Annotated in this window: 18 protein-coding genes and 1 riboswitch; of the genes, 9 read left to right on the plus strand and 9 right to left on the minus strand. The window is 58.4% G+C overall.

What is annotated here, in order from left to right:
- Positions 1-14: 14 nt before the first annotated feature.
- A complete protein-coding gene (locus DXXMK7_RS20635) occupies positions 15-293 on the plus strand; it encodes a metal/formaldehyde-sensitive transcriptional repressor (protein WP_038920625.1) in 279 nt (92 codons plus the stop codon).
- 257 nt (positions 294-550) lie between these two features.
- Positions 551-1,126 (plus strand): DJ-1/PfpI family protein, encoded by a 576-nt coding sequence (locus DXXMK7_RS20640; protein WP_038663704.1) that lies wholly within the window; start codon positions 551-553, stop codon positions 1,124-1,126.
- 72 nt (positions 1,127-1,198) lie between these two features.
- Here DXXMK7_RS20640 and xylR read toward each other — a convergent pair whose 3' ends face one another.
- The 4 genes from xylR to xylF form a co-directional block, all read right to left on the minus strand.
- A complete protein-coding gene (gene xylR, locus DXXMK7_RS20645; protein ID WP_038920626.1) occupies positions 1,199-2,404 on the minus strand; it encodes a D-xylose utilization transcriptional activator XylR in 1,206 nt (401 codons plus the stop codon).
- Positions 2,405-2,600: 196 nt separating this feature from the next.
- The gene (gene xylH / locus DXXMK7_RS20650) at positions 2,601-3,785 is read right to left on the minus strand and encodes a xylose ABC transporter permease XylH (RefSeq protein WP_038920627.1); all 1,185 of its coding nucleotides are present in this window, start codon (positions 3,783-3,785) and stop codon (positions 2,601-2,603) included.
- Positions 3,763-5,304 carry a xylose ABC transporter ATP-binding protein gene (locus DXXMK7_RS20655; RefSeq protein WP_038920628.1) on the minus strand — a complete coding sequence of 514 codons (1,542 nt, stop codon included), beginning with the start codon at positions 5,302-5,304 and terminating at the stop codon, positions 3,763-3,765. Before DXXMK7_RS20655 ends, xylH begins: the two co-directional genes overlap by 23 nt.
- Before the next feature lie 73 nt (positions 5,305-5,377).
- A complete protein-coding gene (gene xylF, locus DXXMK7_RS20660) occupies positions 5,378-6,373 on the minus strand; it encodes a D-xylose ABC transporter substrate-binding protein (protein WP_038920629.1) in 996 nt (331 codons plus the stop codon).
- 366 nt (positions 6,374-6,739) lie between these two features.
- On the opposite strand from xylF, the gene xylA reads away from it, so the two are divergent.
- Both xylA and xylB read left to right on the plus strand, forming a co-directional pair.
- Positions 6,740-8,059 (plus strand): xylose isomerase, encoded by a 1,320-nt coding sequence (gene xylA, locus DXXMK7_RS20665; protein WP_038920630.1) that lies wholly within the window; start codon positions 6,740-6,742, stop codon positions 8,057-8,059.
- A gap of 119 nt (positions 8,060-8,178) precedes the next feature.
- A complete protein-coding gene (xylB, locus tag DXXMK7_RS20670; RefSeq protein ID WP_038920632.1) occupies positions 8,179-9,639 on the plus strand; it encodes a xylulokinase in 1,461 nt (486 codons plus the stop codon).
- Positions 9,640-9,744: 105 nt separating this feature from the next.
- On the opposite strand, the gene DXXMK7_RS20675 is transcribed toward xylB, so the two are convergent.
- Positions 9,745-11,283 carry an aldehyde dehydrogenase family protein gene (locus tag DXXMK7_RS20675; RefSeq protein WP_038920633.1) on the minus strand — a complete coding sequence of 513 codons (1,539 nt, stop codon included), beginning with the start codon at positions 11,281-11,283 and terminating at the stop codon, positions 9,745-9,747.
- A 367-nt stretch (positions 11,284-11,650) separates the two neighbouring features.
- Between DXXMK7_RS20675 and fdhD the strand changes: the two genes are divergently transcribed.
- The 3 genes from fdhD (at position 11,651) to DXXMK7_RS20690 (ending at position 15,483) form a co-directional block, all read left to right on the plus strand.
- Positions 11,651-12,475, plus strand: a complete 825-nt coding sequence (fdhD, locus tag DXXMK7_RS20680; RefSeq protein ID WP_038920634.1) for a formate dehydrogenase accessory sulfurtransferase FdhD — start codon at positions 11,651-11,653, stop codon at positions 12,473-12,475.
- Between the two features lie 228 nt (positions 12,476-12,703).
- Complete coding sequence (gene sodA, locus DXXMK7_RS20685) at positions 12,704-13,330, plus strand: superoxide dismutase [Mn] (protein ID WP_038920635.1); 627 nt, start codon at positions 12,704-12,706, stop codon at positions 13,328-13,330.
- A 266-nt stretch (positions 13,331-13,596) separates the two neighbouring features.
- Positions 13,597-15,483, plus strand: coding sequence for a methyl-accepting chemotaxis protein (locus DXXMK7_RS20690; protein WP_038920636.1), 1,887 nt, complete (start codon positions 13,597-13,599; stop codon positions 15,481-15,483).
- A gap of 125 nt (positions 15,484-15,608) precedes the next feature.
- Here DXXMK7_RS20690 and DXXMK7_RS20695 read toward each other — a convergent pair whose 3' ends face one another.
- From DXXMK7_RS20695 to DXXMK7_RS20710, 4 genes are all read right to left on the minus strand, one after another.
- Entirely contained in the window at positions 15,609-16,223 is a 615-nt protein-coding gene (locus tag DXXMK7_RS20695; protein ID WP_202438406.1) for an MltR family transcriptional regulator, read from the minus strand.
- Positions 16,224-16,300: 77 nt separating this feature from the next.
- Positions 16,301-17,449: a mannitol-1-phosphate 5-dehydrogenase gene (locus DXXMK7_RS20700; RefSeq protein WP_038921167.1), complete on the minus strand. Its 1,149-nt coding sequence runs from the start codon at positions 17,447-17,449 to the stop codon at positions 16,301-16,303.
- A gap of 75 nt (positions 17,450-17,524) precedes the next feature.
- Positions 17,525-19,432 carry a PTS mannitol transporter subunit IICBA gene (locus DXXMK7_RS20705; protein ID WP_038920637.1) on the minus strand — a complete coding sequence of 636 codons (1,908 nt, stop codon included), beginning with the start codon at positions 19,430-19,432 and terminating at the stop codon, positions 17,525-17,527.
- A 508-nt stretch (positions 19,433-19,940) separates the two neighbouring features.
- A complete protein-coding gene (locus DXXMK7_RS20710) occupies positions 19,941-20,651 on the minus strand; it encodes a DUF3053 domain-containing protein (protein WP_038920638.1) in 711 nt (236 codons plus the stop codon).
- A gap of 514 nt (positions 20,652-21,165) precedes the next feature.
- A riboswitch (guanidine-I (ykkC/yxkD leader) is annotated at positions 21,166-21,260 on the plus strand.
- 71 nt (positions 21,261-21,331) lie between these two features.
- Here DXXMK7_RS20710 and DXXMK7_RS20715 point away from each other — a divergent pair.
- Both DXXMK7_RS20715 and DXXMK7_RS20720 read left to right on the plus strand, forming a co-directional pair.
- Entirely contained in the window at positions 21,332-22,387 is a 1,056-nt protein-coding gene (locus DXXMK7_RS20715; RefSeq protein WP_038920639.1) for a putative urea ABC transporter substrate-binding protein, read from the plus strand.
- A 16-nt stretch (positions 22,388-22,403) separates the two neighbouring features.
- Complete coding sequence (locus DXXMK7_RS20720; protein WP_038920640.1) at positions 22,404-23,216, plus strand: ABC transporter permease; 813 nt, start codon at positions 22,404-22,406, stop codon at positions 23,214-23,216.
- Positions 23,217-23,219 lie beyond the last annotated feature (3 nt).

Here is a 23,219-nt window from a genome sequence, read left to right on the forward strand (position 1 = left end):
AGACGGGAGTCGCCATGCCGCATACCATTCACGAAAAAAAGAAACTACTGACGCGCGTCAGACGCATCAAAGGTCAGACGGACGCGCTGGAAAAAGCGCTGGACGGCGGGGGACGTTCATGTCTGGAAATCCTGCAACAGATCGCCGCCATTCGGGGAGCGGTGAACGGATTGATGGGCGAGGTGCTGGAAGGCCACATCCGTGACCATCTGATGAATGAAGAAGCGGACCCGGCGGAACGCGCCGGCGATCTGGAAGCGATCGTGACGGTAATTCGTTCGTATATGAAGTAGCTTGTATGGCGTAGTTTGCATGACGTAGTGGGTTGAAAAACCGACCCTACGCAGCTGGTCGCCAGCGTCTGCCCTACCGGGCGGCGACCACGGCATGAAGGAAGGGAGTATAGCGCTGTTTATCGCCAGCGCGGACGAGCAAACATCGATTACGCGACCTACCACTCAATATTAAAACGACGTTTCATTTGAAACGAGTTTCTTTGCTATCCTCGGCGGCACAGATGTTCCTCCCTTTGATGATTGCTGGAGATACCATGGCCAAGAACGTCGCCATTCTTTTGGCTCCCGGATTTGAAGAAGCGGAAGCGATTATGGTGATCGATGTGCTGCATCGCACGAAACTGGACGTCACCCTGCTTTCCTGTCACGACCGGCTGGAGCTACACAGTTACCACAATATCCGCATGTTCGCGGATGCCCTGCTGGAAAGAAATATGGACCGGCTGTTTGATGCCGTGGTGATTCCGGGAGGTCCGCAGGGTACGGTGAATCTGGCCGCCAATCCGATGGTGACGGAATTTATCCGCCGCCACGACGAAGCCGGCAAGCTGATTTGCCCGCTGTGCTCGGCGGCCGCCAGAGTGCTGGGCGGCAACCAGTTGCTGAAGGGCCGTCGCTATGTCTGCTCCGGCGACCTGTGGAAAGACGTGACCGACGGCGTGTATGTCGACCAGAAAGTGGTGGAAGACGGCAACCTGATCAGCGGCAAAGGGCTGGGCGTGGCATTTGATTTCGCGTTTACCCTTGCCAGTCGACTGAGCGAAGATCGCGACGATGTGAACTTCCAGGTCGAGCATATCTATTACGACTACTGGCGTGTGCCAGCCTGAATGGACGCTCTGTGACGGCGCGGGCGCGCCGTCACTCCTGTCATGCTCAGATTACCCCCGGATTACATCCCGTCATTCATTGTCATATCGGCTGTCGCCGTAGCCGCCTTCGCCATAGCGTTCGCGGTATTCGCGCGGCGTCAGGTCGTAATCCTTACGGAACACGGAATAAAAATACGGCAACGAGGGATAACCACACATGGACGAAATCTCGTTGATCGACAGCGACGTAGACACCAGCAGATTTCTCGCCCGCTCCAGTTTTTCGGTGTGGATCATACCGTGAATGGTCTGCCCGGTTTCATCCTTGAAGCGTTTTTCAAGGTTGGAACGCGACAGCCCGACCGCGTCCAGCACCTGCTCCACTTTGATGCCTTTACAGGCGTGATGACGGATAAAATGCATCGCCTGAATCACCGCCGGGTCGTGCACCGAACGGTAATCGGTCGAGCTGCGTTCCACCACCCGCAGCGGCGGCACCAGAATGCGCTGCAACGGCAGCGCGTAGGGCGTCAGCAACAACTGATGCAACAGTTTGGCGGCCCGATACCCCATCTGCCGCGTCCCCTGCGCCACTGAAGATAGGGCTACGCGCGACAGGTAGCGGGTCAGTTCTTCATTATCGATGCCAATCACGCACAGCTTTTCCGGCACCGCGATGTTCAGATGCTCGCACACCTGCAACAGATGGCGGGCGCGGGCATCCGTCACCGCAATGATGCCGGTTTGAGGCGGTAGAGTCTGAATCCAGTCCGCCAGCCGGTTTTGAGCGTACTGCCAGTTGCCCGGCGATGTCGCCATGCCCTGATACACCACGCCCTGATACTGCTCCGCCGCCACCAACTGCCGAAAAGCGTGTTCCCGTTCCTGCGCCCACCCTTTCCCCACCGATGCCGGCAGGCCGTAAAACGCGAACCGGTTCAACCCCTTATTCTTCAGATGCAAAAACGCGCTCTCCACCAGCGCGTGGTTATCGGTGGCGATATAGTGCACCGGCGGATAGTCCTGCGGATGGTGATAAGAACCACCCACACCCACCAGCGGCACCCGCACCCCGGACAGCAATGCGATAATCGCCGGATCGTCGAAATCCGCGATCACGCCATCCCCCAGCCAGTCGCGGATATTTTCGATGCGACAGCGAAAATCCTCCTCGATGAAGATATCCCAGTCGCACTGAGACGCCTGCAGATACTCACCTACGCCTTCAACCACCTGCCGGTCGTATACTTTGTTGGCATTGAACAGCAACGTAATACGGTAGCGTTTCTCAAACATGGCGATACGTTCTCTTCGGACAGTACGATGGTGGGCGTCGTCCCTTCTCCGGGCGAAATCCGGCGATCCGGCGCAAAAAGCGCGCCTTCCGCCTAAATAGCACGGTCGACCGTTAGCCCAAAAATAATTTCCTTACTTTGCGAACTGTCTCGCTCATTTTGCCGCAGATATACCGCCATCCCGGCCATCACAGTGATCAGGCCTTATGCTTGGTGGCGGTATCCATCCACACCGCCAGCAGCAGGATGCCGCCCTTGACGATGTACTGCCAGAAGGTGGGTACATCGAGCATGCTCATGCCGTTATCCAGCGACGCCATAATGAACGCCCCCATCACGGCGCCCGCTACGCTACCCACCCCGCCCGCCAGGCTGGTGCCGCCGATGACGCAGGCGGCGATGGCGTCCAGCTCCGCGATATTCCCGGCTGACGGCGACCCGGCGCCCAGCCGGGAACTGAGCACCAGACCCGCCACCGCCACCATCAGGCCGTTGATGGCGAACACCGCCAGCTTGGTGCGCTCGACATTCACCCCCGACAGGCGAGCCGCGTCGATATTGCCGCCCACGGCGTAAATACGCCGCCCGAAGGCGGTGCGTACCGCCATGAACATGCCGCCCAGCATGATGAGCGTCAGCAGCAGTACCGGCGTCGGCACCCCGCGATAATCATTGAGCAGATAGATGGCGCCCAGCACCAGCACCGCCATCAGCGCCTGGCGAGCGACATCGCCGGACGCGGCGGCCACCGGCAACCCCAGTCGCTGACGACGCAGCCGCTGACGCCAGCGCCATACCACAAACACCATCAGCCCGATAACGCCGAACAAAAATCCCACGCCTTCCGGCAGATAACTCTGGCCAATCTGCGACATCGCCGGGCTGGTTGGCGATACCGTCGTCCCGTTGGTGATGCCGATCAGCACGCCGCGAAACGCCAGCATGCCCGCCAACGTCACAATGAACGACGGCACGCGCCGGTATGCCACCCACCAGCCGTTCCAGGCGCCGAGCAACAGCCCCAATAGCAGGGTCGCCGCCACCGTCAGGGGCAACGGCCAGCCATACCAGACATCCAGAATCGCCGCCACGCCGCCCAGCAGCCCCATCATGGAACCGACCGACAGGTCGATTTCGGCGGAAATAATCACAAACACCATGCCCACCGCCAGAATGCCGGTGATGGCGGTCTGGCGCAGCAGGTTGGAAATGTTGCGCGCGCTGAGGTACGCGCCGTCGGTCATGAAGGTGAAAAACAGCATGATGGCGACAATCGCCGCGATCATCACCAGCACCTGCAGATTGAAAGGATGGCGGCGAGGCGCGTCTCCGGGAGACGCCGCCGACGCGGGCGTACGGTCAGACAGCCAGGTTTTCAGCATGATGCTCACTCCTTAATGCGGCTTCCATCACCTGCTCCTGCGTCAGGCCCCGATTAGGCAAATCCGCCTTAAGCCGCCCCTGATGCATCACCAGCACCCGGTCGCTCAGGCCCAGCACCTCGGGCAGTTCGGAGGAAATCACGATGACGGCGATTTGTTGCTTCACCAACTGGTTGATCAGTTTATAGATTTCATATTTTGCACCGATGTCGATCCCCCGGGTCGGTTCATCCAGAATCAGGATTTTCGGGCGCAACAGCAGGCACTTCGCCAGGATGGCCTTTTGCTGGTTGCCGCCGCTGAGGCGGGCGATCGCCAGCTCAGGCGACGCGGTTTTCACTTTCAGATGGGTGATCGACTCCCGCAAACTATGCTGCTCCTCGGCATCCCGCAGCACCGACAGCGCGCCGGTGAACTGGTCGAGCGCCGCCAGCGTAATATTCTGCGCCACGCTCATCACCGGAATGATGCCGTCCTTTTTGCGATCTTCCGGCACCATAGCGATCCCCAGCGCCATCGCCTGCCGACAATGTCGGATAGCGACCGGTTTGCCTTCCACCCGGATATCGCCCTGCCATCGCCCCGGATACGCGCCGAACAGGCACTGGACCGTTTCAGTGCGCCCGGCGCCGACCAGCCCGGCGATCCCCAGCACTTCGCCGCGGCGCAGGCTGAACGACACGTCGTCCACCCGGCGAATATGGCGGTTCACCGGATGCCAGGCGGTCAGGTGTTCTACCCGCAGCACCTCTTCGCCGATATCATGCGGTTGGTTCGGATACAGCTCCGTCAGCTCACGCCCCACCATCATGGCGATGATCTGATCTTCGCTGAGCGAGTCCGCCGGGCAGGTGCCAATGTGTTTGCCGTCGCGGATCACGCAGATCACGTCGGAAATCGCCTTGACCTCGTTGAGCTTGTGGGAGATGTAGATGCAGGCGATGCCGTGGTGACGCAGGTCGCGCACGATATCCAGCAACACGCCGGTTTCCCGTTCGGTCAGCGACGCGGTGGGTTCATCGAGAATCAGCAGCCTAACCTGCTTGTTCAACGCTTTGGCGATCTCCACCAGTTGCTGTTGACCCAACCCCAGTTCGCCAACGCGGGTATTCGGATCGATGTCCAGCCGCACCTGCGCCAGCATCGTCTGACAGCGCAGATACATGGCGTCGTAATCCATCACGCCAAAGCGCGTCCGCTCATTGCCGAGAAAGATGTTTTCCAGCACCGTCATCGCTTTGACCAGCGCCAGCTCCTGATGAATGATGGCGATCCCTTTCTGTTCGGTGTCGCGGATATGCCCGGCCCGCAGCTCATCGCCGGCGAACCGGATGCTGCCCTCATAGCTGCCGTACGGATACACCGCGCACAGCACCTTCATCAGCGTCGACTTGCCGGAACCGTTCTCGCCGCACAGCGACAACACCTGCCCCGCCTCCAGCTGCAGGCTGACATTGTCCACCGCTTTCACCGCCCCGAAGGCCTTGGTGATGTTTTTCATTTCCAACAGACACGGCATAACCCCTCCGTCTGGCCGATGCCGCACATCCAGCGACGCTGCAAAGCGGCTCGCCGGACGGCGGGCGAACTGGTTAATAGATGTCCGCTTTCTTATGGAATCCGTCGGCGACGACGGTGCTGTCGATATTCGTCTTGTCGACCGGGATCGGCGTCAGCAGGAAGGCAGGCACATCCTTCTTGCCGTTATTGAGCGTGGCGTTGGACTCCGGCTTTTTCCCCTGCCCCAGCGACACCGCGATATTGGCCGCATCCTGCGCCAGTTTGCTGATGGGTTTGTACACGGTCATGGTCTGGGTACCGGCTACGATCCGCTTGATGGCCGCCAGGTCGGCGTCCTGACCGGAGATCGCCACCTTGCCGGCCAGCCCCTGGGCGGAGAGCGCCTGAATCGCGCCGCCCGCGGTCGCGTCGTTCGAGGCCACCACCGCATCAATCTTGTTGTTGTTGGCGGTCAGCGCGTTTTCCATGATTTTCAGCGCATTTTCCGGCAGCCAGGCATCCACCCACTGGTCGCCCGCCACCTTGATCTTGCCGCTATCAATTAACGGTTTTAATACTTTCATCTGGCCCTGGCGGAACAGCTTGGCGTTATTATCAACCGGCGAACCGCCCATCAGAAAATAACTGCCCTGCGGCACCTTATTGATCAAATATTGTGCCTGAAGTTCTCCGACTTTTTCATTATCAAACGAAATGTAAAAATCGATATCCGCGTTATTAATCATACGGTCATAAGCCAATACTTTTATTCCCTCGCGTTTGGCTTCGGCAATCACGTTACTTAAAACCTGACCGTTATAAGGGATAATCACCAGCACATCGACGCCGCGGTTAATCATATTTTCTATCTGGGATATCTGGGTTTCTTCATTGCCGTTGGCGGACTGCACAAACACTTTCGCCCCTTTTTCTTCGGCGTTCTTCACAAAAATATCCCGATCCTTCTGCCAGCGTTCGAGACGCAGGTCGTCGATAGCCATGCCGATTTTAACCTCTTTGGCAAACCCCGGCTGACTCAGCATGGCAAGTGCGGCACAGGCTGACAGTAATACGTGTTTCATTTTCATCGTAGAGTACCTTTGTTATAGGAAGGCAGGATAAAAACGTCACTTCACTTACGGCTACGTTGCATGAAATTGTTGACAAGAAAAGTCAGGGTCAGCAATTGCTGATTTTTATCTCCGAATTACGTTTTTTGGTTTAATTGTTATTTTTTGATAGCGGTCATATTTTCATCTTGTTAATCCATTTCATAACACCAACGAGTGCGAGCGGTTTTGCAGATTATTCCGGTTATTTTTTGCGATCGAGCGCACATTTAATAATTATCTGAATTTCACTGTGAAATAACGTAATTGAGGAAACCGGCAGGCAAACGGAATATTGAGAAAAGGCTGAAAACAGCCATTCCGGTGGTTTGCAAGGAGATAACAATGCACGCTTATTTTGATCAGATAGAAAAAGTCCGCTTTGAAGGTCAGGGCAGCCGCAATCCGTTTGCCTTCCGCCATTACAACCCTGACGAGGTCATCCTCGGCAAGCGCATGGCCGACCATTTGCGTTTCGCGGTCTGTTACTGGCACACCTTCTGCTGGAACGGTTCCGACATGTTCGGCGCCGGCGCCTTCGCCCGGCCCTGGCAGCAGTCCGGCGACGCGCTGGCGCTGGCGAAACGCAAAGCCGATATCGCCTTTGAGTTCCTGCACAAACTGGGCGCGCCCTATTACTGTTTCCACGATGTCGACGTCGCGCCGGAAGGCGGTTCGTTACAGGAATACCAGAATAACTTCGCCGCCATGACCGAGATTCTGGCGGCCAAACAGCAGGAAACCGGCGTGAAGCTGCTGTGGGGCACCGCCAACTGTTTCACGAATCCGCGTTACGCCGCCGGCGCCGCCACCAACCCCGACCCGGAAGTGTTCGCCTGGGCCGCCACGCAGGTGTTCAGCGCCATGAACGCCACCAAAACGCTGGGCGGCGAGAACTATGTCCTGTGGGGCGGCCGCGAAGGCTACGAGACCCTACTCAATACCGACCTGCGTCAGGAGCGCGAACAGATTGGGCGCTTTATGCAGATGGTGGTGGAGCACAAGCACAAGATCGGTTTCAACGGCACGCTGCTGATCGAACCCAAACCGCAGGAGCCGACCAAACACCAGTACGACTACGATGTCGCCACCGTCTACGGCTTCCTCAAACAGTTCGGGCTGGAGAAAGAAATCAAGGTCAATATCGAGGCCAACCACGCCACGCTGGCGGGGCATACCTTCCATCACGAGATCGCTACAGCGATTGCGCTCGGCATCTTCGGTTCGGTGGACACCAATCGCGGCGACCCGCAGCTCGGCTGGGACACCGACCAGTTCCCCAACAGCGTGGAGGAAAACGCGCTGGTACTCTATGAAATCCTGAAAGCAGGCGGATTCACCACCGGCGGCCTCAATTTCGACGCCAAGGTCCGCCGCCAGAGCACCGATCGCTACGATCTGTTCCACGCCCATATCGGCGCGATGGACACGATGGCGCTGTCGCTCAAGGTGGCCGTCCGCATGCTGGAAGACGGCGAGCTGAACCAGCACGTCGCCAACCGCTACGCCGGCTGGAACGGCGAACTGGGGCAGCAGATCCTGCAGGGCAACGCGTCGCTGGAGATGCTGGCGGGTTATGCCGCCCGCAATCAGCTTGACCCGCAACACCACAGCGGGCAGCAGGAACGACTGGAAAATCTGGTTAATCGCTACCTGTTCGGTTGAATAGGTGTAGGCTGGCGCAACCCCAACAACGCGGAAAACGGGTTTTTGGCGTCTGCGCCAGCAGTACAAATATTAAGGGTACAGCCTGATAACGGCACACGAAGTCACAGCGAGGCGTTATGTACATCGGCATCGATCTTGGCACATCGGGCGTGAAAGCCATCTTATTACGGGAAAACGGCGACGTGGCGGCCAGCCACAGCGTGCCGCTGAATGTCTCACGCCCACATCCGCTGTGGTCGGAACAGGATCCGCAAGCGTGGTGGCAGGCGACCGACGCCGCCCTGACCGGGTTGGCCGCGCAACAGGCGTTGCAGGGCGTGCGGGCCATCGGGCTGACCGGCCAGATGCACGGCGCGACGCTGCTGGATGCGAAGCAGCGGGTGTTGCGCCCGGCTATCCTGTGGAACGACGGACGCAGCGCCGCACAATGCCTGCAACTGGAGCAACAGGTGCCGGACGCCCGCCGCATCACCGGCAACCTGATGATGCCCGGCTTTACCGCGCCGAAGCTGAAGTGGGTACAGCAGCACGAACCGGATATTTTTCGGCAAATCGACAAGGTGCTGTTGCCAAAAGATTACCTGCGCTGGCGCCTGACCGGGGATTTCGCCAGCGACATGTCCGATGCGGCAGGCACGCTGTGGATGGATGTCGCCCGACGGGACTGGAATGACGCTCTGCTCGCCGCCTGCGGACTACACCGCGATCAGATGCCTGCATTGTTCGAAGGCAACCAGATTACCGGACAGCTGCGCGCCGACATCGCCGCCCGCTGGGGCATACCGCCGGTGCCGGTGGTCGCAGGCGGCGGCGACAATGCCGCCGGCGCCATCGGCGTAGGGCTGTATCAGGCCGGCCAGGCCATGCTGTCGCTCGGCACGTCCGGGGTTTACTTCGCGGTCAGCAACGGCTTTCTCAGCAATCCTCAACGTGCCGTTCACAGCTTTTGCCATGCGTTGCCCAACAGCTGGCATCTGATGTCCGTCATGCTGAGCGCCGCGTCCTGTCTCGACTGGGCCGCACGGCTCACGCACGCCGACAGCGTGGCGGCGCTGCTCGCCGAAGCCGAACAGGCAAGCGAGGATGAAACCGCCACGCCGGTGTGGTTCCTGCCCTACCTGTCCGGCGAACGCACGCCGCACAACAACCCGCAAGCTAAGGGCGCCTTCTGGGGGCTGACCCACTCGCACGGCCGTGCGGCGCTGGCGCGCGCGGTGTTGGAAGGCGTGGGATTTGCGCTGGCGGACGGCATGGACGCGCTGCATGCAACCGGGCTGGAACCCCGGCAGGTAACGCTGATCGGCGGCGGCGCCCGCAGCGCTTACTGGCGACAGATGCTGGCGGATATCAGCGGCAAGACGCTGGAGTACCGCACCGGCGGCGATGTCGGCCCGGCGCTGGGCGCAGCGCGGCTGGCGCAAATTGCGCTGAATCCGACGACGCCGCTGGCGCAGTTGCTGCCCGCTTTGCCGCTGGAACAAACGCACCAGCCGGACCCGACGCGCCACGCGCAGTACGCGCAACAGCGCACGGTATTCCGCCAGCTCTACCAGCAACTCAGCCCGCTGATGATCTGATGCGAGCCGCCCAGCCGATGGCAAAACTCACCGTATTAATAAACTTACCGTATTAGCAAAAAGGAGAGGGCCGCAAAAGCGGCCCTCTTCTGACTAGCGGCTGGCTTAGAACAAACCGAGTGGTTTCTCGGAGTAACTGACCAGCAGGCATTTGGTCTGCTGATAGTGCTCCAGCATCATCTTGTGGGTTTCGCGCCCAATACCGGACTGTTTATAGCCGCCGAACGCCGCATGCGCCGGGTAAGCATGGTAGCAGTTGGTCCAGACGCGGCCGGCCTGGATGCCGCGGCCCATGCGGTAGGCGATGTTGGCGTTGCGGCTCCATACCCCGGCGCCCAAACCGTAAGGGGTGTCGTTGGCGATCGCCAGCGCTTCCTCCGGCGTTTTGAAGGTAGTCACCGCCAGCACCGGCCCGAATATCTCCTCCTGGAACACCCGCATGCTGTTCTGGCCGAACAGAATGGTCGGCTCCAGATAGTAACCTTGCGCCAGTTCCCCCGGCAGCACTTTGCGGTGCCCGCCGGTCAGCACCTGCGCCCCTTCTTTCTTGCCGATATCGATGTAATTGAGGATGGTATCCAGTTGCCCCGCCGACACCTGCGCACCCATCATGGTTTGACTGTCGAGCGGATTGCCGACCCGGATGGATTCCACCCGTTTGATGGCGCGCTCCATGAACCGTTCGTAAATCGATTCCTGAATCAACGCCCGGCTCGGGCAGGTACACACCTCGCCCTGATTGAACGCAAACAGCGCAAACCCTTCCAGCACCTTGTCAAAGAAGCTGTCTTCCTGATCCATCACGTCGGCAAAGAAGATATTCGGCGATTTACCGCCCAGTTCCAGCGTTACCGGGATGACGTTCTGCGCCGCATAACCCATGATCTGCTGGCCGACTTCGGTCGAGCCGGTAAAGGCCACCTTGGCGATACGCGGCGACGTCGCCAGGTACTCGCCGATCTGCCCGCCGGCGCCGTTAACCACGTTCAGCACGCCCGGCGGCAGCACATCCTGAATCAGCTCCATCAGCAACAGCACCGACAGCGGCGTCAGCTTGGCGGGTTTCAGTACGATGCAGTTACCGGCCGCCAGCGCCGGCGCCAGTTTCCAGCACGCCATCAGCAGCGGGAAGTTCCACGGAATAATCTGCCCGACTACGCCCAGCGGTTCGTGGAAATGGTAGGCGACGGTATCGTGGTCGATCTCGCTGATCGACCCTTCCTGCGCGCGAATACAGGCGGCAAAGTAACGGAAGTGATCGATGCCCAACGGCACATCGGCATTGCGCGTTTCCCGGATCGGTTTTCCGTTGTCCCAGGTTTCCGCGCTGGCCAGCAGATCCAGATTGGCCTCCATGCGATCGGCGATGCGATTAAGGATCTGCGCCCGTTCGCGGGTGGATAACGCCCCCCATTCGGCGCTGGCCTTGTGAGCCGCGTCCAGCGCATGTTCGACGTCGCGGCTGTTTGAACTGGCGACTTCACACAGCGGCTGGCCGGTCACCGGCGTCAGGTTGACGTAGTATTCATTGCTGGATGGCGGCACCCACGCGCCGCCGATAAAGTTGTCGTAGCGCTTTTTCAGCGTGAGGGCGGGTCCGTATTCACCGGGCAACACCCGGTTTCCTGCGGTATCGATGGCCATGTCTGTCTCCTTTGGTGATACAGGGTGTCATCGCAGGCGGATACCCGGCGTCATGCCGGAACCCCCTGCGCCGCGGCAGCCAGAGCCTGCCAGAGCGAAACCGGCAGGCATGAAAAGCTCCGTCTGGCTGATAAGTCCTCACAGAAAGTAATGATTAAATCGTATACAGTGTTACCAGATTGTAAAAGGTCTACCGCAGGGAAAAACGCCACTCTTCGACGCAGCGCACAGTTTGTTATTCCCACATTCAGGCCATACTTTTTTATCCGTAGGGTGTGGATGGAAACTGACGGGATAAAAATTCGCATCCCTGCCACGGCGGTGAAATAATGTCAAAATAGACACACGTAACAGCGGGCACAACACCGTGAACAATGATGATTCTCAGGGCGTCGCAGAGAGATTGATAGCTGGCGCCTGCCAGCGCACCGTCTGGCATCAGGGTGAACTGGATTCGCCGCGGCAGGACTGGTTGGCGGAAGAAGTGCCGGTGGCGCTGGTCTATAACGGTATTTCACACGTCGTGATGATGGCGTCGCCAAAAGATCTGGAGCCGTTTGCGCTCGGTTTTTCCCTGTCGGAAGGCATCATCCAGTCGCCACAGGACATCTACGGCATGGATGTCGTGCCGGTGTGCAACGGCATTGAAGTACAGATCGAGCTGTCCAGCCGCCGTTTCGCCGGGTTGAAAGCGCGCCGGCGGGCGATGGATGGGCGAACCGGTTGCGGGGTCTGCGGGGTGGAGCAGTTGGAAGAAATCGGCAAACCGGTGTCGCCGCTGCCGTTCACCCAGCACTTCTCGCTGTCCCGTCTGGAGCAGGCGTTGCAGGCGCTGAAAAGCGTGCAACAGGCGGGCGCGCTGACCGGTTCGACGCACGCCGCGGCCTGGTTGTCGCCGGAAGGGGAACTGTTGGGCGGCTGTGAGGACGTCGGCCGCCATGTGGCGCTGGACAAACTGCTGGGAACGCGCGCGCGCCAGCCCTGGCAACAGGGGGCGGCGCTGGTATCCAGCCGCGCCAGCTATGAAATGGTGCAAAAATCCGCCATGTGCGGGGTGGAAATTCTGTTTGCGGTTTCAGCCGCTACATCGCTGGCGGTAGAGGTGGCCGAGCGGTGCAATCTGACGCTGGTCGGCTTCTGTCGCCCCGGACGCGCCACCATCTATACCCATCCGCAGCGCTTGCAGGCCTGATGGTCAGACCGGGCAGAGCTTAGATCGATTTGTTGTTAGTCGGAGCGATTACGGCATAAACGCTTGTAATCGCGGAATAAAGCGCGCAGATAAACCGGCCGGTGCCACGAATAGTCGTTTTCAAGATCATTTAATTAACTATAATGAACCTAATGCTTACGCGGTGCTAACAAGCAATAGCGCCGCCCAATAACTAAATTGCGCACGACAACAATGGAGATGCTAAACATGAGTTATTCACTGCCATCCCTGCCTTATGCTTATGACGCACTGGAGCCGCACTTCGACAAGCAGACGATGGAAATCCATCACTCCAAACACCATCAGGCTTACGTCAATAACGCTAACGCAGCGCTGGAATCCCTGCCAGAGTTCGCCAGCCTGTCCGCCGAAGAGCTGATCACCAAACTGGATCAACTGCCGGCCGACAAAAAAGGCCCTCTGCGTAACAACGCCGGCGGTCACGCCAACCACAGCCTGTTCTGGAAAGGCCTGAAACTGGGCACCACGCTGACCGGCGAACTGAAAGCCGCCATTGAGCGCGATTTCGGCAGCGTTGACGCGTTCAAAGAAAAATTCGAGCAGGCGGCAGCAACCCGTTTCGGTTCCGGCTGGGCGTGGCTGGTGCTGAAAGATGACGGCAAACTGGCTGTCGTTTCCACCGCCAACCAGGACAGCCCGCTGATGGGCGAAGCGATTTCCGGCGCATCCGGCTATCCGCTCATCGCACTGGACGTGTGGGAGCACGCTTATTACCTGAAATACCAGAACCGCCGTCCGGACTACATTAAAGCGTTCTGGAGCGTCGTAAACTGGGACGAAGCGGCTAAACGTCTCGCTGAAGCCAAAAAATAAGTAAAAGGTAAAAATTAATTTCTAAATCAGAAATTAACGCGACCAAACCCGGAATAACATTTGTTATGCCGGGTTTTTTTTATTTTATTTTCAGGATTATCGCCGCGAAAAGCAGTATAAAGTTTCACTATGGCGCGCCGATAGATTCTGCAGTTTTTGTTATAGACTACACACAGCCGCCAACATGGCAATCTCACATTCACGAATAAATCGGTTATTCACCACATTACTTCATCACTCAGCCTATTAATGATGGAAGAAAAAAAATGGCTATAAAATTCGAAAATATCAAAGTCGGCAGGAAGTTAGGATTAGGGTTTTCCTTAATTCTGTTGCTGACCGTCATTATTGCTGCAGTAAGCGTACACTACATCGAAATACTGAAAGGGCGTTTTGAAAAAGTTATCTTCAGCAATCAAATCAGCGATGAGGTTAATGAAGCCCGTTATTATCGTGTTTTGTATAGCACAAGTTATAACCCGGATAGCATCCAGCAAAACACCAAACATATTGATAACATTGTTAATTTAATCTCTTCAATCCAGGATAAATCCTGGCGCGGCGATTACGACGACAAACTGAGCAATATCGCCAGGCTCATCAGCCAATATAAAGAAAGACAAAAAAACTATACCGACGCCATCGCCAAAAAAGATGACGTCAGAAAAAGCTGGAACCTGTCCGATTCGGAAAAACCGCTCAAGCAGATCGAGCAACAGGTTGCCGGCAATCTGCCGCTTCAGTTGCAGTTAAGCACGCTGCACCAGAAGCTGGTGACGGTCCGCTATCTGGTGCGCGGCCTGTTGTTGTCGCTGAACAGTGATGCGGAAAAACCGCTGGTTACCTCGCTGGATGACGCGCAGGCGACGCTGAATCAGTTTATTCAGGCGCTGACGCCGGAACAGCAAGCCATCATGGCGCCGGTGGTTTCTACGCTTTCGACCTACAAAACGCAGGTACTGGCTTACCTTCCGGCTTATCAGACGGAGATGAATCAGGCCAAACAGCTGGGTGAAACCGCCAATCAACTGCTCGACAATGTCGACAAGATGGTCACCGAGGAAACCGCCGCCACCCAGAGCGATATCACCAGCGCCGAATGGCAGATTGCCATCACCGCGCTGATTACGCTGGTGCTGGGCGCGCTGATTGCCTGGTATATTTCCCGCCAGATTACCCAGCCGCTGAACAACACCGTAGCTATCGCCGAAAGCATCGCCATCGGCGATCTGACCATCGCCATTGAAACCACACGCCGTGACGAACTGGGCATGTTGTTTGGCGCTATGGCGAAAATGAAGGCCAATCTGCACAACATGATCGATGACATCCGTATGGGCGTCAGCCAGATCACCACCGCCGCCAGCGAAATCGTCACCGGTAACAATGACCTGGCCGCCCGTACCGAATCCCAGGCCGCGTCGGTGGAACAAACCGCCGCCAGCATGGAACAACTGACCTCCACCGTGAAACAGAACGCCGCTAACGCGCATCAGGCCAACAAGCTGGTGCTGGATGCGACGCACACGGCACAGGAAGGCGGCAAACTGGTGGAAGACGTGGTGCAAACCATGTCCGACATCGAGGGCAGTTCCAAACGGATTGCGGAAATCACCTCGGTGATCAACGGCATCGCCTTCCAGACCAATATTCTGGCGCTCAACGCCGCGGTGGAAGCCGCCCGCGCCGGTGAACAAGGCCGCGGGTTTGCCGTAGTGGCCAACGAAGTACGCAACCTGGCGCAACGCAGCTCGCAGGCGGCCAAAGAGATTGAAGGTTTGATCTCCACCTCGGTCGATCAGGTATCGAAAGGCGCCCATCTGGTGCACTCAGCCGGTAAAACCATGCAGGAAATTGTGACGGCGGTGACGCATGTGCACGACATCATGGGGGAAATTACGGTCGCGTCCGATGAACAAAGCCGCGGTATCGCCCAGGTGAATCAGGCGATCGTCGAGATGGACAGCACCACCCAGCAGAACGCCGCGCTGGTGCAGCAATCCTCCGCGGCCGCCAGCTCGCTGGAAGAACAGGCGGTCATGCTCTCCAACACCGTGTCGGCTTTCCGTCTCTCCTCCACGCAGGAACTGGCGCCCGCCAGCCACGGTTTGCCGTTTGCCGGTCATCAACAGCAGCTGTCTTATAAGCGGTAACGGCAGGCAGCAGCCGGACGGCGCATCGCATCCCCTTCGGCAAAGGGGATAAGCGAAAGCGAGAATGCAAAAAGGGCAACCCAAACGGGTTGCCCTTTGTTATCTGATTACCTGATATCCCTGAATCAGAACGCCTTTTTCAGGCTGATGCCGGCGATAAGTTCGGTCAGCGACAGCACCAGCGTGGAACGCACCATCTGCTGATAACGCTGCTGTTGCATGGCCGCCAGCAACGCGTCGTCGGGATCGACGCTCGGCGGCAGCATCGGCGACGGCGGCAGGCTGCTCACACAATGCAGCTCGCTGATCGGCCCGAGAATTTCATCATCGGTAAACCGGTACCCATGCTCATCGTGGGTCAGCTCCTCGCCCAGCGCCATCAGCAGCTCGGTATCTTCGTATTCTTTACGGCTGATCATCCCCAGACCGTAAATCAGCTTCAACCGCACTGACAGCTCGCCCAGCGGCCCGCTGCCGGATAACAGGGGTTCGACGGCGTACTTCACGGCATAATCGTCTTTGCGAAACGCCTGCAGCATCAGCAGGCTGACGGCTTCCGCCAATAATTCGACGGCCATCAGCATAAAGCTTCTGACCGTTTTCGATGCATTCAGGGATTCCAGTACCCGGTTTTCAAATGCCTGCGTATCGTCCATCGTCGCTTCTCGTACGTTAATTCCGCGCACAGTATTGCCCCTGCGCGTTGGAGCGGCTGACTCCACGGGGGCATGGCTTTTCATCTTCAACGCCCCCGTCCTATCCAACGCACTCGATTGAAAAGCAGGGACACAGCCTGATCTGTGCCGAGACGCGCCGATTACTGCATGGCGTTATACACACTCACCGCTTTTCCGACAACCTCGCTGTCAGCGTCCAGACCGGAAATCTGCGCCAGCGCAACCTTCGGCCCTTGCGAGGCGATCAACGCCGCCAGTTCCTGCGCCTGCGGGTCCTGCTCGCTGCGATAATGCATCGCGGCGGCAATACCCTGGATCAGGTTGTCATGCGGCAGGCTGTATTCCAGCGTGCCCAGCAACGGTTTGATCAGGCGATCGCCAGCGCTGAGTTTACGCAGCGGCTGACGGCCGACGCGCTCCACCTCATCGTGCAGCCACGGGTTTTCAAAACGGGTAAGAATTTTGCGGATGTAAGCCTGATGCTTGTCGGCATCAAAACCGTAGCGACGAATCAGCACCGCGCCGCTCTCTTCCATCGCCCCCTGCACCACGCGGCGGATCGCCGGGTCCAGAATGGCGTCGCGGATGGTGCTGTGCCCGGCGCGCTGGCCGAGGTAAGCGGTGATGGCATGACCGGTGTTCAGGGTGAACAGCTTGCGCTCAACGAACGCCATCAGATTATCGGTCAGTTCCATACCGGCGATCGCCGGCGGCTCGCCGTTGAACTGGGTTTTATCCACAATCCATTCGCTGAAGGTTTCCACCGTCACCGCCAGCGGATCGGACTCGCCGGCTTCAGCCGGCGGCACAATACGGTCCACCGCCGAGTCCACGAAACCGACATGCTGCGCGACCCACGCCTGCGTATTTTCCGGCAATTGCGCCAGCACATGCTGTTTGAGCTGGCTGGTGCCGCGCACCATGTTTTCGCAGGCGATAATATTCAGCGGCGAGGTGTTGCCGTTGGCATGGCGTTTCACCAGCCCCTGAGCAATAGCGCCGGCGATCTTCGCCAGAATCTGCGGCCCCACGGCCGTTGTCACCAGGTCAACCCCGGCAATCAACTCAACCGCCTGCGGGCTGCCGCTGTGTACGGCGCTGACCTGACTGACCGTCTCTACCTGCTGCTGTTCGCCGACGATCCGAACCGGATAGCTACCGCGTTGATTGATGGCATCCAGCAACGGCTGGTTCACATCGGCAAACGTCAGGGAAATGCCCGCGTCCGCCAGCAGCTTGCCGATAAACCCACGGCCGATATTGCCGGCCCCAAAATGTAATGCTTTCATCATGCGTAACCTTACTACTGAGATTTAACAATCCGGGAAAGAAAGCGCCGCCCGAAGGCGGCACTTTTTTATCTGTCAGGCAGGCGACTTGCCGGAAAGCAGGTCGAGGACATCCTGCACATTCCCCGTCTGAGCCAGCCGTTCTATTATCGACTCATCATCCAGCGCGCTGGTGAGATTGGTGATGACCTGCACGTGTTCGTTGTTGCGGGCCGCGATACCGATGACCAGACGAGCCACGTCGTCCTCATCATCGCCGAAGCGCACCCCTTGCGGATACTGGCAGAACACCACGCCGGTTTTCAGCACCCGGTCCTTGGCTTCAATAGTCCCGTGCGGCACGGCGATCGACTCGCCCAGGTAGGTGGAGGTCAGTTTCTCACGCTCCAGCATCGCGTCGACATACGCCGGCTCGACATAACCGCCTTTTACCAGTTGTTCACCGGCAAAACGAATGGCCTGTTCTTTGTCGGCGGCCTGCAGGTTCAGGAAGACGTTTTTCTCCGTCAGCTGGAACAACGTCTGCGGTGCGGCGGCCGGCTCGGCAACCGCAGCGGCTGCAGCGGGTTTGGCCTCGCCGGGTTGAGCAGCCTGCAGGCGGGCAACCAGATCGTTATACAGATTGCTATCGAGGAAGTTGGTCAGCGAAATGTGCTGAGCCTGTGGCGCATGGCGCATGGCGCGCTCGGTCAGATCACGATGGGTGATCACCAGATCCACGTCTTCCGGCAGGTTGTTGATGGCGCTGTTGGTCACCAAAATGCCCCGCAGACCGGCATCCTGTACCTTCTTGCGCAGCACCCCTGCTCCCATGGCGCTGGAGCCCATGCCGGCGTCGCAAGCGACGATGATTTTACGCACGGTGCCAAGGTCGCCGCTCACGCCGCCGACAGCCTGACCTTTGGACGCGGATTTCATTTCCTGCATACGGCGGGTCGCCAGCTCCAGTTCGTCGTCATCCTTCACTTTGCTGCTTTTCAGCAGGATGGCCGACACCACAAAGGAGACCGCGAAAGCGGCGGCGATCGCGACGATATTGGCGAAGTAGGCGCCTTTCGGCGTCATGGCCAGCACCGCCAGAATGGAACCCGGCGAGGCCGGAGACACCAGACCGCCGTTCAGCAGGCCCAGCGTGAACACGCCGGTCATGCCGCCAAGAATAACGGCGATAATCAGACGCGGATTCATCAGCACATACGGGAAGTAGATTTCATGAATCCCGCCCAGGAAGTGGATGATGGCCGCGCCCGGCGCAGACTGTTTGGCGTTGCCGCGGCCGAACAGCATGTAAGCCATCAGCACGCCCATGCCCGGACCCGGGTTGGCTTCGATCAGGAAGAAGATGGATTTCCCGGCTTCCGTCGCCTGCTGGATGCCCAGCGGCGAGAAGATGCCGTGGTTGATGGCGTTATTCAGGAACAGGATCTTCGCCGGTTCAACGAAAATCGACGCCAGCGGCAACAGGTTGTTCTGCACCATCAGGTGTACGCCGGCGGCCAGAATGCGCGACAGCGCCTCGACCAGCGGACCAATCGCCAGGAAGGACAGAATAGCCAGCAACATGCCGATGATACCGGCGGAGAAGTTGTTGACCAGCATCTCAAAGCCGCTTTTGATTTTGCCGTCAACCGCGCGGTCAAAGTGTTTGATCGCCCAGCCACCCAACGGGCCGGCAATCATGGCGCCGAGGAACATCGGGATATCGGAGCCGACCACCACGCCCATAGTGGTGATGGCGCCGACCACGCCGCCGCGCTCTCCACCTACCAGACGTCCGCCGGTAAAACCGATCAGTAACGGCAACAGATAGGTGATCATCGGGCCGACCAGCTTGGCCAACGTCGCGTTGGGGATCCATCCGGTAGGAATAAACAGTGCTGTGATAATCCCCCAGGCAATAAAGGCGCCGATATTCGGCATCACCATATTGCTCAGGAAACGGCCAAAATTCTGCACCTTGACCTTGGTATCTGGTGAGAGCATAGAGATACACCCCTTTGAAACGCGCGGCGGAAAGCGTTCGCGCGGTAATTATTGATTGTTAGACAGCGTGATGACTTCCGTCGGAATCATGAGGTCGTGTACCGCAATGTGTGCATACCGCTATTGTCGTCATTGTCGACTCTGTCGTATCGCGATCACGGCATCGTGTGACGACGAAAAATCTCAATAGCGTGCGCCACCGGCGTGGCCCCCCAAAACCCGTTATCAAGCGGACTCTAGCACGTGGTTTTCAGACCGCAACTCGCGGGAAAATCGTGACAAAAATCACAAAAACCACCCACAAGCCCACCACAAATAAGTGACACAATTCACAAAAAAATAATAAAACCGGATAAATGGTCAGAAAAAAACCAATCAGGTCACAAAAAATAGTGATTAAGATCACTATTTTACGAATTGGGTTTATATGAAATATGTGAGATGAATCACAATATATTTTCAGCACGAACCGGCCTTCGCAAGAAAACCAGCCCGTGCCGGGGTCACCTTAGTGAGGCAGGAAATTCTGGGATTTGAGCGTCGTGAACAGTTTCTGCTGCTGATTGGCGATATCGGTCATCATGCTGTTGTACTGATCCACCTGCTGCTGGGTGTGGAACTGGACGCCGTTGTTTCCAAACACTACCTGATTGCCTTGCGTCTGCAGATAATCGCCCACCTGCACCACGCTCTGTGCAAACGACGTGCTGGCCGGCACTACCGTCACCATCGCATTGGCCGGCAGGGAAACGGCGCGGTTATAGACTTTATCGTATACCGTCTGCAATTCTTCCGGCTGCTTGAGCGCACGGCGGGCGTTATCCGCCTGGGTTTTGGCGTTCTGCACCTGCGGGCTCAGCATATTGAGGCCGCCCAGCGCCTGACGCAGGTTATCGCGCTGAGTAACGTAATCCTGCGGCACGCGAATGCGGGACACGACGTCCAGCATCGGCGTCAGGCTGCCTGCCAGCGCCTGATCCAGTTGCTGATTGAAAGCGGTCATCACAGCGTAATCCTGGGTAAAACGCCCGAAGCTCTGTTTCTGCGGTTCGGACAACGCCGGCAACTGGCGCCCTTCCTGCTGTGAAATCCCCTGCAGGAAGGTGATGAACGCCTGACGCGCATCCTTATCCTTGTCGCCGCAGGCCGACAGTTGCAATGCCACAACCAACATAACCACTGGCAGCAGCCAGCGCGAACGGTAATCCGCCAACATCATTACTACTCCTGTTTATTTTCACCACCGTGACCCGGCGGTCTCTATCGCCCGGCGAGCCATGTCGCCATAAGCGTAACCGAACCTGCCGCCGCGTGGGACATGCCACGCCTGTTTTTTTCTCCCAACGGCCTGTTCAACAATCAAGGACCGCTATTCTACGCCGGATCGACGCCATGCCACCCGCAGAATCGTCTGTTCTGCTGCCGCTATTCTGTTACCACAACGTGCATAAGGCTTCGCGCAGGTTGCACACCATCTTGCACACAACATGTCATCTTGCACACAAATCTTGCACACAAGTAGTGCATCCCGGTAATGCACGGCAGGTAATCGCCGACCAACCGACAGGCTGGAGGATGCCATAGCACATCACAGTTAATAATTTGAAAGATAAATAAAAAATCAAGAAAACGCCTGCGGCGGATTCGTATCGACACGCAACATGGCAAGTATTTTGCTTTGTCTGACTGGCAGCAGGAGCGATAGCGGGCAACCGGTGTCGCCAGACAATTTGGAAATGGGTGACTAGGGTTCCGGCTTTACTGCGCAGGTCCGAGAGTCACCGACCGCCCTCTGGCGGTTACACGGCGGGATAAAAGCCCGGGAGGATACAGCGAGATACATGCTCGCCGCCCTCCTGCTTTGCTAATGATTGCGCCCAACGTCAGAGGATATACGCCATGAAAACGATTCAACGATTACTGCTTGTTTGCGCACTGGCGCTGTGCAGCGCCAGTGCGCTGGCCGCCAACAAACCCGCCTTCAAACTCTGCTGGTCCATTTACGCCGGCTGGATGCCGTGGGACTACGCCCAGCAGCAAGGCATCATCAAGAAATGGGCCGACAAATACGGCATCGATATCCAGTTTGTTCAGGTCAACGACTACATCGAATCCGTTAACCAGTACACCGCAGGCGGCTTTGACGGCTGCGCCATGACCAACATGGACGCGCTGACCATTCCGGCGGCCGGCGGCGTGGACAGCACCGCGCTCATCGTCGGCGACTACTCAAACGGCAACGACGGCATTCTGATCAAAGGCACTAACAGCCTGGCCGCGCTCAAAGGTAAGCCGATCAATCTGGTCCAGCTGTCCGTGTCTCACTACCTGCTGGCGCGGGCGCTGGAAAAGAACGGCATGAGCGAGAAGGACATCAAAGTGGTGAATACCGCCGATGCCGATCTGGTCGCCGCCTTCGGTACGTCGGAGGTGCAGGCCATCGTCACCTGGAACCCGTTGCTGGCGGAAGCCAAAAAACAGCCGGGCAGCCAGCTGGCGTTTTCTTCCGCGCAAATCCCCGGCGAAATTCTCGATCTGCTGGTGGTCAATACCGCCACACTGAAGCAACACCCCGAGCTGGGCAAAGCCCTGACCGGCGCCTGGTATGAAACCCTGCAAGCGATGTCCGGCGACAGCAGCGTCGCCCGCCAAGCCCGCACCTTCATGGGGCAGGCCGCCGGCACCGACCTGGCCGGATTTGACGAGCAACTGGCCGCCACCCACCTGTTCGCCACCCCGAAACAGGCGCTGGAGTTCGTCCAGAACGCCCAGTTGAAAACCACCATGCAGTCGGTCGCGGAATTCTCCTTCCGTCACGGCCTGCTGGGCGACGGCGCGCCGGGCGCAGACGTGGTGGGGGTATCCACCCCTGTGGGTCTGTGGGGCAACACCGGTAACGTCAAACTGCGTTTCAGCGACGAGTTTCTGAAACTGGCGGCCGACAACAAGCTGTAATACGGGAGAACGCCGGATGCGCAAATTGATCAACTACCAGCCGCTGCCGCTGACACGCGGGATGATGGGGTTTCTGCCGCTACTGGCGCTGCTGCTTGTCTACCTGATGGCGTCCGACGCCCGACTGGCGGCGAACGCCGCCGACAAGCTGTTGCCGGGGCTGGGCGCGATGGCGGACGCCATGCATCGCATGGCGTTCGAGCCCAACGAACGCACCGGCGAATACATGCTGTGGGTCGACACCGCCGCCAGCCTGCTTCGGCTGTTGATCGGCGTGGGGTTGAGCGCGATGCTGGCGCTGGTGTTCGGCCTGCTGTGCGGCGCGCTGCCGGCAGTGCGCGCCACGCTGTCGCCGCTGATCACCCTGTTTGCGCTGATCCCGCCGCTGGCGGTGCTGCCTGTCCTGTTCATCTGCTTCGGACTGGGCGAGGTATCCAAAGTGGTGCTGATCATGGTGGGCATCACGCCGTTCATCATTCGCGACCTGCAACTCTACATCCAGAGCCTGCCGCAGGAGCAACTGGTCAAAGCGCAAACCCTCGGCGGCCACAGCGGCCAAATCCTGTGGCGGGTGATTCTACCGCAATTGATGCCGCGGTTGCTGGATGCGGTGCGCCTGTCGCTCAGTTCCGCCTGGCTGTTCCTGATCGCCGCCGAAGCTATCGCCGCCACCGAGGGGCTGGGCTACCGCATCTTCCTGATGCGCCGCTATCTGGCGATGGACGTCATTCTGCCTTACGTCGCCTGGATCACGGCGCTGGCGTTCCTGCTCGATGTGCTGCTGCGGGTCATCAGCCGTCGCGGCTGGCCCTGGTATTACTCGAAATGAGCG

Source organism: Dickeya sp. MK7 (assembly GCF_000406305.1).
GTDB classification, from domain to species: Bacteria; Pseudomonadota; Gammaproteobacteria; order Enterobacterales; family Enterobacteriaceae; genus Dickeya; species Dickeya fangzhongdai.

What these genes read in the sequence shown, in the direction of transcription:
- DXXMK7_RS20635 (WP_038920625.1), top strand. Translation starts at nt 15, where the DNA reads ATGCCGCATACCATTCACGAAAAAAAGAAACTACTGACGCGCGTCAGA.
- DXXMK7_RS20640 (WP_038663704.1), top strand. Translation starts at nt 551, where the DNA reads ATGGCCAAGAACGTCGCCATTCTTTTGGCTCCCGGATTTGAAGAAGCG.
- xylR (WP_038920626.1), bottom strand. Translation starts at nt 2,404, where the DNA reads ATGTTTGAGAAACGCTACCGTATTACGTTGCTGTTCAATGCCAACAAA.
- xylH (WP_038920627.1), bottom strand. Translation starts at nt 3,785, where the DNA reads ATGCTGAAAACCTGGCTGTCTGACCGTACGCCCGCGTCGGCGGCGTCT.
- DXXMK7_RS20655 (WP_038920628.1), bottom strand. Translation starts at nt 5,304, where the DNA reads ATGCCGTGTCTGTTGGAAATGAAAAACATCACCAAGGCCTTCGGGGCG.
- xylF (WP_038920629.1), bottom strand. Translation starts at nt 6,373, where the DNA reads ATGAAAATGAAACACGTATTACTGTCAGCCTGTGCCGCACTTGCCATG.
- xylA (WP_038920630.1), top strand. Translation starts at nt 6,740, where the DNA reads ATGCACGCTTATTTTGATCAGATAGAAAAAGTCCGCTTTGAAGGTCAG.
- xylB (WP_038920632.1), top strand. Translation starts at nt 8,179, where the DNA reads ATGTACATCGGCATCGATCTTGGCACATCGGGCGTGAAAGCCATCTTA.
- DXXMK7_RS20675 (WP_038920633.1), bottom strand. Translation starts at nt 11,283, where the DNA reads ATGGCCATCGATACCGCAGGAAACCGGGTGTTGCCCGGTGAATACGGA.
- sodA (WP_038920635.1), top strand. Translation starts at nt 12,704, where the DNA reads ATGAGTTATTCACTGCCATCCCTGCCTTATGCTTATGACGCACTGGAG.
- DXXMK7_RS20690 (WP_038920636.1), top strand. Translation starts at nt 13,597, where the DNA reads ATGGCTATAAAATTCGAAAATATCAAAGTCGGCAGGAAGTTAGGATTA.
- DXXMK7_RS20695 (WP_202438406.1), bottom strand. Translation starts at nt 16,223, where the DNA reads ATGAAAAGCCATGCCCCCGTGGAGTCAGCCGCTCCAACGCGCAGGGGC.
- DXXMK7_RS20700 (WP_038921167.1), bottom strand. Translation starts at nt 17,449, where the DNA reads ATGAAAGCATTACATTTTGGGGCCGGCAATATCGGCCGTGGGTTTATC.
- DXXMK7_RS20705 (WP_038920637.1), bottom strand. Translation starts at nt 19,432, where the DNA reads ATGCTCTCACCAGATACCAAGGTCAAGGTGCAGAATTTTGGCCGTTTC.
- DXXMK7_RS20710 (WP_038920638.1), bottom strand. Translation starts at nt 20,651, where the DNA reads ATGATGTTGGCGGATTACCGTTCGCGCTGGCTGCTGCCAGTGGTTATG.
- DXXMK7_RS20715 (WP_038920639.1), top strand. Translation starts at nt 21,332, where the DNA reads ATGAAAACGATTCAACGATTACTGCTTGTTTGCGCACTGGCGCTGTGC.
- DXXMK7_RS20720 (WP_038920640.1), top strand. Translation starts at nt 22,404, where the DNA reads ATGCGCAAATTGATCAACTACCAGCCGCTGCCGCTGACACGCGGGATG.